Origin of the sequence: Sulfitobacter mediterraneus (assembly GCF_016801775.1) — a bacterium.
In the GTDB taxonomy this organism is placed as follows: Bacteria; Pseudomonadota; Alphaproteobacteria; order Rhodobacterales; family Rhodobacteraceae; genus Sulfitobacter; species Sulfitobacter mediterraneus_A.
This window is the reverse complement of the sequence record NZ_CP069004.1, coordinates 3,110,746-3,122,007: the sequence shown is the minus strand read 5'-3', so window position 1 is coordinate 3,122,007 and position 11,262 is coordinate 3,110,746. Positions and strand designations below refer to the sequence as shown.

The following is an 11,262-nucleotide window of genomic DNA, read 5'->3' as shown; positions in this document are numbered from 1 at the left end:
GGCTTATCCTTGCTGCGTTCTCCTTAGATGGCGCAGGAAGGCGGCTTTCGCAATGGTCAGCCGTGTCCGAAAGCGTTTTCGATGATGCGGGTGTCGCCACGGCCATCAACCAACGCCACATCAAAGCGGACATCCGTCAGGCTTCCCGCAGGTTCAGATGCGAGATATTCTTCGGCAGATGCATAAATGCGGCGCTTCTGCCGGATGCTGAGGCTTTCGGCGGCACGGTTGAAATCGCGGCTTTGCTTGACCTCCACAAAGATCAAAGCGTTGCCATCACGCACAATCAAGTCAATTTCACCGCCCTTACCACGCCAGCGGCGCCGGGCGACGGTAAATCCACGCCGCTCATAATCCTGCGCGATGCGGTTCTCAGCCGCCAGACCAGCATGAAATGCCAACCTGCCACGATGATGCCTGCACCCTTTTGTCACCTATCGCCCTTTCCCATGGCCAATGCCGTTTGATAGACCTGCCTGCGCGGCAGTGCATGAGCCTGCGCAACCATATCCACTGCATCGCGCATCGACATATCCGCCAATGCTTGCCGCAGGTCTGTTTCTAGGTCCAAAGCATTAACAGAGTGTTGACGATTGCGGTCGATCAGAACCACAACTTCGCCTTTCGGGGCCTTGCCTGCAAAAAGATCTGCCAGCTCGGTCAATGACCCGCGCTGCACTTCCTCAAACTTTTTGGTCAATTCGCGGCACATTGCAGCTTGCCGGTCTTGGCCAAGCACGGATGCGGCATCCCGCAACATTGCAGCCAGTCGCTTGGGAGATTCGTAAAACACCAAAGTGCCGGGAATGTCGCGCAGGGCTTCAAGGGCGCTGCAGCGGGCGGCTTTTGCATTGGGCAGAAAGCCCGCAAAGAAAAACGCATCGGTTGGCAATCCGCCCAGCGCAAGAGCGGTCAGCACCGCCGAGGGTCCTGGTGCGCAGGTCAGCATCACCCCAGCCGCCACAGCCGCGCGGGCCAGCTCGAACCCTGGGTCGGCAATCAGGGGCATCCCGGCCTCGGAGGCGTAAGCCACCGATTGGCCCTCGGCCATAAGCGCAATCAATTTATCCTGCACGCCGCTGCCGCTGTGATCATGCAGTGCCAAGATCCGGCGCTCGCCCAAGGGCACGCCGTGGATCTCCATCAGGCGGCGCAGGCTACGGGTGTCCTCGGCGGCCAGAACATCGGCCGAAGCCAGCACATCCAGCGCCCGCAGCGTGATGTCTCTTGCAGTGCCTATCGGCACGCCGACAAAATACAAACCCGCCGATAAGGGTGTCTTTTGGTAATTCACGCTGGACCAGCCTTTCGCACTCACTATGATTGCGGCACATCCTGTTTTTGTTTGCGCCGTTGCGCCGTCCTACCACCGGGGGAGTGAGTTTAGAATGATTGCTTTTTTTGAAAAATGCCGCAAGCGCGTGCGGTTGATGGTCCTGCCGCTTTTTGCGATGGCTTTGGCGGCTTGTGATCCGGCGGCGATGGGCAGTTTGGCCAACACCGGCGGGGCCAAGATCGACACGAATGCACCGGTTCCTGTGGCGCTTTTGATCCCGCGTGGCGGGTCGGCCAGTGACGAATTGCTGGCCAAGAATCTTGAAAACGCCGCGCGTCTGGCAATGCGTGATCTGGGCGGCGTGGAAGTTGACCTGCGCGTCTATGGCACGGCGGGCAATGCCGCTACAGCGGCCAGCGCGGCCACCAAAGCCGTGAACGATGGGGCAAAGATCATTCTTGGGCCAGTTTACGGCGAAGCGGCAAATGCCGCAGGTGTCGCAGTGGCCAAGCAGGGTGTGAATGTCCTGTCTTTCTCGAACAATCCCACCATCGCGGGCGGCAACGTTTTTGTTCTTGGGCCAACTTTTGGCAACACAGCCAACCGCCTGGTGCGTTACAGCAAGCGCAACGGCAAAGACCGGATCGTCATTCTGCACGGTCAGGATGTGGCCGGCCAGTTGGGGCGCGATGCGATTCAACAAGCGATTTCGGCCAATGGCGCCACGCTTTCGGGTACAGTTGACTATGCGTTGAGCCAGGAATCCGTGATTGCCTCTGTGCCGCGCGTCAAATCCACCATGGACGCATCGGGCGCCAACGCACTTTTCCTGACCACCTCATCGGCCAGCGCGCTGCCGCTGTTTGCGCAGCTTTTGCCAGAGGCAGGCGTGAGCGCCCCCAACACCCAGTATATCGGCCTGACCCGTTGGGATATTCCGCCACAAACGCTGGACCTGCCGGGGGTACAGGGTGGCTGGTTTGCGCTGCCTGATCCGGCGGCCTCCGGCGCCTTCCGCCAGCGCTACAGCGCCGCATACGGGTCGGATCCACATCCTTTGGCCGGGCTGGCCTTTGATGGCATCGCTGCTGTTGGGGCGTTGGCCAAATCCGGCAAAGCCACGGCGCTGACCGGGGCATCTTTGACCCAGGGCGCGGGCTTTCGCGGCGCAACCGGGATTTTCCGTTTGCGCAAAGATGGCACCAATGAACGCGGGCTTGCCGTTGCAACGATCCGCAACAAAGCTGTGGTTGTTGTAGAAAACGCGCCGCAATCCTTTGGTGGGGCCGGGTTCTGAGTTGCCCCCACAAACCACGATAGACACCGGATCAGGCGCAGTGGCCACGCTGCGCCTGATTTGCGATCCGGCACAGATCGTCGATCCGCCCGCCGTGATTGCCGCGATCGAGAGTGCCTGCGCCGGTCTTGATCCCGCCGGCCAACGCGCCGCCGCTGTGGCGATCCTGCGGGACGTGCAGAAACAGGGCCGCAGCACCATTGCGGAGGCTTTCGCGAGCGCCCCGTTTGATGCCCGCGGTATGACGCGGGCCTATACTTATCTGACGGACACCCTGGTGTGCAGCACCATGCATGTCGCCACCAAACTGCTGCATCCCAAGCCGAACCCGACCGAGGGGGAGCGGTTGTCGGTGATTGGTGTGGGCGGCTATGGTCGGGGGGAAATGGCGCCGTTTTCGGACGTCGATCTGCTGTTCCTGATTCCCTACAAGGCTACCGCATGGTCCGAAAGCGTGATCGAAAGCATGCTATACATCCTGTGGGATCTGAAGCTGAAGGTTGGCCACGCCACGCGCACCATTGCCGATTGTGTGCGGCTAGGCACCGAAGATTACACCATCCAGACCGCGCTGCTGGAACAAAGGTTCATCATTGGTGATACCGAACTGGCGGCGGAACTGCATGACACGCTGGCCCGCGAGTTGTTTTCCGCCAAGGGCCGGGCCTTTATCGAAGCCAAACTGGAGGAACGCGACAACCGCCACCTCAAACAGGGCGAGCGTTATGTGGTGGAACCGAACGTTAAAGAAGGCAAAGGCGGGCTGCGCGATCTGCATTCCCTGTTCTGGATCGCCAAGTTTATCTACGAGGTCGAGAATATCGCCGATCTGGTGGACAAGGGCGTGTTTCGCCCAGACGAATTTGAAACCTTCCGCGCAGCCGAGGAATTTTTGTGGGCGGTGCGCGGGCATTTGCACCTTTTGACGGGGCGTGCGACGGAGCAGCTGACCTTTGATATGCAGGTCCAGGTCGCACAGGCGCTGGGATACAATGACACCGCAGGTCGCCGAGCGGTCGAAGTGTTCATGCAGGCCTATTTCCGCCATGCGACGGCCGTGGGAGATCTGACTCGGATTTTCCTGACAGGGCTGGAGGCGATCCATCTCAAGGCGGAACCGCTGCTTGAGCGGATATTCCGCAGACGCCCGCGCATCCGCAAAGGCTATGAGGTGGTGCACAACCGCATCTCGGTCACCGATGAGGCGGAGTTTCTGTCAGACAAGCTGAACCTGCTGCGGATCTTTGAAGAGGCCTTGCGCACAGGCATGTTGATCCACCCCGATGCGATGCGGCTCATCAAGGCGAACCTGCATCTCATCGACGACAGCATGCGACACGAACCCGAGGCACGGCGGATTTTCCACGATCTGCTGCTCAAACACGGCAACCCGGAACGGGCGCTGCGCCGGATGAATGAATTGGGCGTTCTGTCCGCGTTTATTCCTGAGTTTGAGCCGATTGTCGCGATGATGCAGTTCAACATGTATCACAGCTACACGGTGGATGAGCATACGATCCAATGCATCGCGAACCTCGCCCGGATTGAGCGCGGAGAGCTGGAGGAGGAACTTCCCATCGCCTCGTCGATCTTGCAACGCGGTGTCAATCGCAAGGTGCTTTATATTGCGTTGCTGCTGCATGACATCGGCAAGGGACGGCCTGAGGATCATTCCATTCTTGGCGCAAAAATTGTGCGAAAGGTGGCACCGCGATTGGGGTTGAAACCGGATGAGGTGGACACCGTTGAATGGCTGGTGCGGTATCACTTGCTGATGTCCGATATGGCGCAAAAGCGCGATATCGCGGATCCGCGGACGGTGCGGGATTTTGCCAAGGCGGTGCGCACGGTCAAGCGGTTGGAACTGCTGTGCGTTTTGACGGTCTGCGACATTCGCGGCGTTGGGCCAAATACCTGGAACAACTGGAAAGCCGTGTTGATCCGGGGGCTGTACAACCAAACCGAACGGGCGCTTGAGACCGGGCTGGAAGATCTCAACCGGGCCAACCGCGGGGCGGAGGCTAAAAAGACCCTGCGTGAGGCGCTCAAGGACTGGCCGCGCAAGGCGCTGCAGACGGAAACCGGGCGGCATTACGATCCCTATTGGCAGGGTTTGCATGTCACCGCACATGTCGCCTTTGCCGAATTGCTGCGCGACATTGGCGAAGATGTCGTGCGGATAGATCTGCACCCAGACGAGGACCGCGACGCCACACGCGCCTGTTTTGTGATGCCCGACCATCCGGGGATCTTTTCGCGGCTCGCAGGCGCGCTGGCGCTGGTGGGGGCCAATGTGGTGGACGCCCGGAGTTATACGACCAAAGACGGCTATGTCACAGATGCCTTCTGGATACAGGACGCGGATGGCAATGCATATGAGGCGAGCCGTTTGCCGCGTTTGCGGCAAGTGATTGAGAAGACATTGCGCGGCGAGGTGGTCGCCCGTGAGGCGCTCAAATCCCGCGACAAAGTCAAGAAACGCGAGAAAGCCTTTAAGGTGCCGACCCATATCACCTTTGATAACGAAGGGTCGGAAATCTACACCATCATCGAGGTCGATACCCGCGACCGGCCCGGTTTGCTTTATGATCTGGCGCGAACTCTGGCGGATTCCAATGTCTATATCGCCAATGCGGTGATCGCGACTTACGGCGAACAGGTGGTCGATACCTTTTACGTCAAGGATATGTTCGGCCTGAAATATTACTCCGAAAGCAAGCAGCGCACCTTGGAAAAACGTCTGCGGCAAGCGATCACAGAGGGCGTGGAGCGGGCGCAGGGTTGACCGCCTGATCGCGCCCAATTTGGTACAAATTTCACCGCCCAAGACCCTGTGCCGATCCCAGATTTCTAGCGTTATACAGACGGTTTCGCCTTTGTATCACCACATTTGCCGCGTCAAAAAGTCAATATTTACTGACATTGTCTGCGTAGCCCAAGGTGACCAAACCATCTCTTTTCCGACGTCTCGGACCGGACGTCATGTCTTGAGGGCAGGCTATGCCGACGCACAACGTAAAGCTGTACGACATTGATCCGTATTCGCTTTTCTCCCAAACCATTGGGGGGACGGCCACGTATTCTGGTCCTTCTACAGCCACGGGCAGTGCAGCCATCACAGACAATGGCACCGGCGCCGATGGACAGCATTTCGATGACGAGAACGGTGGCACCGTTCCAATTTCCATCAGCGTCAACGGCGGCCCTGTCGAGACGTCTGATAGCTATGCAGCCGAAACCTGGACGTTGCGGGATACGGTCACCGGCAAGGAATTTCAGCTGGTTACCTTCTTTGTCAATTCCGGCAGTTATGCGGGATATTATACCCTCTCCGAAATCCCCCTGATCGCGGGCCGCAGCTACGAAACGCTGACTTTTGACGAAACGCCTGAGGCGGTTAACGGCGATGCCGCATTTGCCTATGCCGATTATGCCGAGGCGGACGGCGTCGTCGAAGGCACCAGTGGCGATGACGTAATTGACAGCAACTATATCGGGGATCCGGCAAACGAAACGGTCGATCAGGGGAAGTTCCCTGTCCAATCAGAATTTAACTGGAGCGATTATGGCGATGAGAGGGATCTTCGCAGCGGCGTAACCCAGGACACCGGCGAAGTGCGGGTGCAGGTCAGCTATTCAGACGTCCAGACCAATGAAGAGTTTTCCTCCGAAACCAGTGGCGGCAACGACCAGATCTATGTTGCCTCGGGAGAGCCCTTTGATCCACGATCCGCAGGCTACCTGCACCAAAGCGGAAGCACCGACCCCAGCACCGTTTCCTTTTCGTTCAATACCGAAGATCGTGCGACCTTCAAAGGTGAGGTTGAGAACGTCAAATTTCGCATCAGCGACATTGACGGGCTTTATACCAACGACGAAGAAAACGGCTACAATAACTTCCAAGACGTGGTCACTATCACCGCCTTTGACGAGAGCGGTAATCCGGTAGCGGTCAACATCACGCCTGGCGCCAACATGACGGTGTCAGGAAACACCATCACCGGTGGGATGAACAACTCCGCCCCGTGGTCCGCCAATTCGTCCGCGTTGATCGAGATCGCAGGGCCGGTTTCAAGCATTACGATCACCTACGACAACAACGGCGACACCCAACAGGCGATTTACTTTTCCGACGTTCATTTCGAAGCTGTACCCCAGGAAAACTTTGACGATTCCATCGAAGCTGGCGCCGGTGATGACCTGATCTATGCCGGTGAAGGCAATGATTGGGTCCATGGCGGCACGGGCAATGACACCATCTATGGTGAGGCCGGCAACGACAGCCTGGCTGGCAACGAGGGCGACGATACATTCTATGTCGGCAGCGGCGATTCTGCGCATGGCGACGATGGCGATGACACCTTTATCATCGACGGGAGCGAGCTGAACGGCGGCACCATTGGTGTGCTGGGCGGTGAAGGCGACGAAACCACGGGCGATACGCTCGATTTTGGCGGGCATCTGCTTGCGGGCTCCGTGGTGATCACCGATGGCGATGACGCCAATGGTGGCAAAACCGGCACGGCCCAACTGACAGACGGGACCACGGTCAACTTTTCGCAGATTGAGAAGATCATCTGCTTTGCCGGTGATAGCCGGATCGAGACCCCTTTTGGCCCGCGCAGCGTTCAAGAGCTGAAAGCGGGTGATCTGGTCCTGACCCGTGACAATGGCCCGCAACCGATCCGCTGGGTGGGTACAAAAACGGTTGCAGGGCGCGGTAAACTTGCCCCGATCATCTTTGCAAAGGGCAGCATTGGCAACAGCCATGCCCTGCAGGTTTCACCGCAGCACCGTATGTTGATCGATGATTATCGTGCCGAGCTTTTGTTTGGCCAAAGGGAAGTCATCGCGGCGGCGTCATTCCTGGTTAACGGAGCCGATATCATTCAACAGGAAACCGATAATGTCACTTATTATCACTTGCTGTTTGATCATCACGAAATCATCAAATCTGCTGGCGCATGGTCCGAAAGCTATCAGCCCGGAGATTACAGCCTGGCAGGCCTGACCCCCAAAGCCCGCGAAGAAGTATTTGCATTGTTCCCCGAACTGCGCAGCGATCCGGGCGCGTTTGGCCCCTCTGCACGTCAGAGCCTGAGCTGCGGCTCGGCACGGTTGTTGGTGGCCTGAACCGTTCTGGCGTCATTGGCGTCCCGATCCTTGATGACATTGCGCGGCACGGCGCAGCGCGGTAATGCTGGCCCAACCTGATCGCTAGGACTGTGCCAGCAATGAAACCCATCCGCCTTATGTCCGGCTTTTTCACCGTGGGTGTCTGGACCTTGCTCAGCCGCGTGATGGGCTTTATCCGCGAAGTGCTGCTCTTGTCATTGATCGGTCCCGGCCCGGTGATGGATGCATTTGTTGCGGCGTTCCGCCTGCCCAACATGTTCCGTCGGTTCTTTGCAGAAGGTGCGTTTAACGCGGCCTTCGTGCCGATGTTCGCAAAGCGGTTGGAGGGCGAGGACGGTGCAGGGGTATTTGCCCGCGATGCCTTTAACGGGCTGGCGATGGTGGTGATGCTGCTGACCGCACTGGGCATGATCTTTATGCCAGCACTTGTCTGGGTGACTGCCGAAGGCTTCTCCGGTGACGCGCGGTTTGACATGACAGTGAGTTACGGACGCATCGCTTTTCCCTATATTTTTTGCATGTCTCTGGCGGCGTTGTTCTCGGGCATATTGAACGCCACAGGGCGGTTTGCGGTTGCGGCGGCGGCGCCTGTATTGCTTAATATTTTTGTGATTGCGGCCATGACCATCGGCGCCCTGTCCGGCGGGGCAGTGATCGATTGGCTGATCTGGTCCATTCCTGTTGCCGGTGTCGCGCAACTGGCCTTGACATGGCGTGCTGCAGCGGCGGCGGGCTTTGCCCTGCGCCCCGGCCGCCCACGCTGGACCCCGGACATGAAGGCCATGGTCACAGTGGCCCTGCCCGCAGCGCTGGCCTCCGGGGTGATGCAAATCAATCTGGTGGTGGGGCAATTGGTGGCCAGCCAATATGACAGCGCGGTATCCTGGCTGTTCGCGGCAGATCGCCTTTACCAACTGCCGCTGGGCGTGGTTGGCATCGCGGTAGGCGTTGTTCTCTTGCCGGATCTGGCGCGGCGCCTGCGGGCCGGTGATGATGACGGCGCGCACCATGCCCTCAGCCGCGCGGCGGAGATCGCATTGGCGCTGACGATCCCCTCAGCAGTGGCGTTGATGGTGGTTCCGGGCAGCTTGGTCCGGGTGCTGTTTGAACGCGGCGCATCCGATGTGGATGACACCGCAGCCATTGCCACGGCGGTGTTGATCTATGGATTGGGCCTGCCCGCCTTTGTCCTGCAGAAAATCCTGCAACCGGTTTATTTCGCCCGCGAAGACACACGCCGGCCGTTCTATTTTGCGCTGGTGGCCATGGTGGTGAATGCAGCCCTCGCCGTGGGGCTGGCCCCGTTTGTTGGCTGGATTGCACCGGCGCTGGCCACCACCTTTGCCGGTTGGGCGATGTTTGTCTGTCTGGCCATGGGGGCACGGCGTTATGGAAAGGCCGTGAGGTTTGATGCGCGGTTTCACAAGCGGATCTGGCGCATATTGATCGCCTCTGCCGTGATGGGTGTGGCGATGTGGCTGGGAAATGCCGTGATGCAGCCATTCCTTGGGCTGCCGTGGTGGCGGGCGCTGGCGCTTGTGGTGCTGATCGCGATTGGCGCGTTCAGCTACTTTGGTGTGGGCCAGATGATTGGCGCGTTTCGCTTGGCCGAATTCAAAGGCGCGATGCGGCGCGGCTGATTGCGCGGCGGTCAGCGGCGCTGTAACTTGGCCCTGATCCGCGCCCATTCGCCGGGAGCCAGCAGGAAACACAAGCCGAAGCCGCAAAAGAACCCGGCCAATTCCGCCACCCACATGGTGCCGGTTTCAAAGAACACCCCCCAAACCAGTTGGATGCCCATCAGAACCGCGATCAGCGAGAAGGCCCGATATTGCTGGGTGCCTCGACCGGCCAGATGCCGCCACATGACAAAAGAATAGCCCCCGATCAAACCGTAGGCATTGGGGTAGGCACCGGCCAGCCAAACAGGATCATTGAGCAGCAGCGCATAAATCGCCGCGCCGCCGACGCCAGACAGGATAAAGATCACAACAAAGGCCATCTGCCCCATCACTTCGGCCACCATCTTGCCCAGCGCCAACAGCAGCACCATTGCAAACAGCCCATGGGTAAAGCCCAGATGCACAAAGGGATAGGTCAACAACCTGCGAACCTCTGACAAAGGCCACTGACCGTTCTCCATCATCCAATCAAAAATCTCGCCCGAAAACGCATAATCCCGGATCAGGCCAAGCCGCCAGCCCACCGCGCCGGGGCCGCCGATCAGCCCCGCTTCGCCCAGTGTCAGCCCGGCCTCTACCCCGGCGATGGCCAGAAACATCAATATCACCGCAGGGGGCAATGGGTTCACGGGGGGCTGGATGTCGGGGTCTTGCATGGGGCGCTCCTTGACGGGGTTCGCGCCCATGAGTAAGCCGTGGCAACCGCCAAATCCAGCCCAGAGGTGCCCCATGTCCGATACCAATTTCACGCCGCGAGTGTTTTCCGGCATTCAACCCTCCGGAGATCTGCATCTGGGCAACTATCTGGGGGCAATCCAGGGCTTTGTGCGGATGCAGGCTCAGGACATCCAGACCGTCTATTGCATGGTCGACATGCATGCGATCACCGTCTGGCAGGATCCGGCGGATCTGCGCCACAGCACGCGCGAATTGGCGGCGGGTTTCATTGCATCGGGGATCAGCCCGGAAAAATCTATCCTGATCAACCAAAGCCAGGTGCCCGAGCATGCCCAGCTGGCCTGGGTTTTCAACTGCGTGGCGCGCATGGGCTGGATGGGCCGGATGACCCAGTGGAAGGACAAGGCAGGCAAGAATGCCGAAGCCGCTTCGCTTGGGCTTTTTGCCTATCCAGCGCTGATGGCGGCGGACATCCTGGTCTATCACGCCACCCATGTGCCGGTGGGCGAAGATCAGAAACAGCATCTGGAACTGACCCGCGATATCGCCGCCAAATTCAACCACGACTATGGCGTTGATTTCTTTCCGATTACCGAACCTGTGATTGAGGGCGCGGCGACACGGGTGATGTCTTTGCGGGACGGGTCCAAGAAGATGTCGAAATCCGATCCATCGGATGCCAGCCGCATCAATATGACAGACGATGCCGACACCATCGCCAAGAAGATTCGCAAGGCCAAGACCGATCCGGATGCTCTGCCCTCAGAAGCCGCCGGACTGGAAGGCCGCCCCGAGGCCCGCAATCTGGTGAACATTTATGCCGCCCTGAACGAGCAATCGGTGGATGCGGTTCTGGCCGAGGTCGGCGGGCAGCAGTTTGGCACTTTCAAACCCAAGCTGGCCGAGCTGGCCGTTGCCAAAATGTCCCCGATTTCGTCGGAGATGGCGCGGTTGATGGCCGACCCAGCCGAGATCGATCGCATTCTGGCCAAAGGTGCCGAACAGGCGCGTGAGATCACCGCGCCAATCCTCAAGCGGACCTACGAGATTATCGGGATGGTGGGTTAAGCCAGCCGCCGGGGGCGCTGCCCCCGGACCCCCGGAGGTTTAAGGGCCAAATGAAGAGTCGAAAGTTGCCCGCTTTGGCTTTTCTAACGGCTGTTCTGTGCGGGGGTTCACATCCGCTCTGCGCG

At 59.1% G+C, this 11,262-nt stretch carries 8 protein-coding genes; 5 read left to right on the top strand and 3 right to left on the bottom strand.

Annotated elements, in window-relative coordinates:
- Positions 1–56: 56 nt before the first annotated feature.
- Together JNX03_RS15410 and rsmI are read right to left on the bottom strand one after the other, a co-directional pair.
- Positions 57–434 carry a YraN family protein gene (locus JNX03_RS15410; protein WP_203209885.1) on the bottom strand — a complete coding sequence of 126 codons (378 nt, stop codon included), beginning with the start codon at positions 432–434 and terminating at the stop codon, positions 57–59.
- Positions 431–1,294: a 16S rRNA (cytidine(1402)-2'-O)-methyltransferase gene (gene rsmI / locus JNX03_RS15405; protein ID WP_203209884.1), complete on the bottom strand. Its 864-nt coding sequence runs from the start codon at positions 1,292–1,294 to the stop codon at positions 431–433. The genes JNX03_RS15410 and rsmI overlap by 4 nt, the downstream gene beginning before the upstream one ends.
- Before the next feature lie 94 nt (positions 1,295–1,388).
- Between rsmI and JNX03_RS15400 the strand changes: the two genes are divergently transcribed.
- From JNX03_RS15400 to murJ, 4 genes are all read left to right on the top strand, one after another.
- Positions 1,389–2,573: a penicillin-binding protein activator gene (locus JNX03_RS15400; protein WP_203209883.1), complete on the top strand. Its 1,185-nt coding sequence runs from the start codon at positions 1,389–1,391 to the stop codon at positions 2,571–2,573.
- Position 2,574: 1 nt separating this feature from the next.
- Positions 2,575–5,358 (top strand): [protein-PII] uridylyltransferase, encoded by a 2,784-nt coding sequence (locus JNX03_RS15395; RefSeq protein WP_203209882.1) that lies wholly within the window; start codon positions 2,575–2,577, stop codon positions 5,356–5,358.
- Positions 5,359–5,573: 215 nt separating this feature from the next.
- Entirely contained in the window at positions 5,574–7,706 is a 2,133-nt protein-coding gene (locus JNX03_RS15390; protein WP_203209881.1) for a Hint domain-containing protein, read from the top strand.
- A 101-nt stretch (positions 7,707–7,807) separates the two neighbouring features.
- Positions 7,808–9,349, top strand: coding sequence for a murein biosynthesis integral membrane protein MurJ (gene murJ, locus JNX03_RS15385; protein WP_203209880.1), 1,542 nt, complete (start codon positions 7,808–7,810; stop codon positions 9,347–9,349).
- Positions 9,350–9,360: 11 nt separating this feature from the next.
- Here the strand turns inward: murJ and JNX03_RS15380 are convergent, their stop codons facing one another.
- On the bottom strand, positions 9,361–10,047 hold the full coding sequence (locus JNX03_RS15380) for a rhomboid family intramembrane serine protease (protein WP_203209879.1): 687 nt from the start codon (positions 10,045–10,047) through the stop codon (positions 9,361–9,363).
- Positions 10,048–10,120: 73 nt separating this feature from the next.
- Between JNX03_RS15380 and trpS the strand changes: the two genes are divergently transcribed.
- A complete protein-coding gene (gene trpS / locus JNX03_RS15375; RefSeq protein WP_203209878.1) occupies positions 10,121–11,137 on the top strand; it encodes a tryptophan--tRNA ligase in 1,017 nt (338 codons plus the stop codon).
- Positions 11,138–11,262 lie beyond the last annotated feature (125 nt).

Excerpts from the sequence above, each read along its gene's own strand:
- JNX03_RS15380 (WP_203209879.1), bottom strand. The coding sequence starts at position 10,047 with ATGCAAGACCCCGACATCCAGCCCCCCGTGAACCCATTGCCCCCTGCG.
- trpS (WP_203209878.1), top strand. The coding sequence starts at position 10,121 with ATGTCCGATACCAATTTCACGCCGCGAGTGTTTTCCGGCATTCAACCC.
- JNX03_RS15390 (WP_203209881.1), top strand. The coding sequence starts at position 5,574 with ATGCCGACGCACAACGTAAAGCTGTACGACATTGATCCGTATTCGCTT.
- JNX03_RS15400 (WP_203209883.1), top strand. The coding sequence starts at position 1,389 with ATGATTGCTTTTTTTGAAAAATGCCGCAAGCGCGTGCGGTTGATGGTC.
- murJ (WP_203209880.1), top strand. The coding sequence starts at position 7,808 with ATGAAACCCATCCGCCTTATGTCCGGCTTTTTCACCGTGGGTGTCTGG.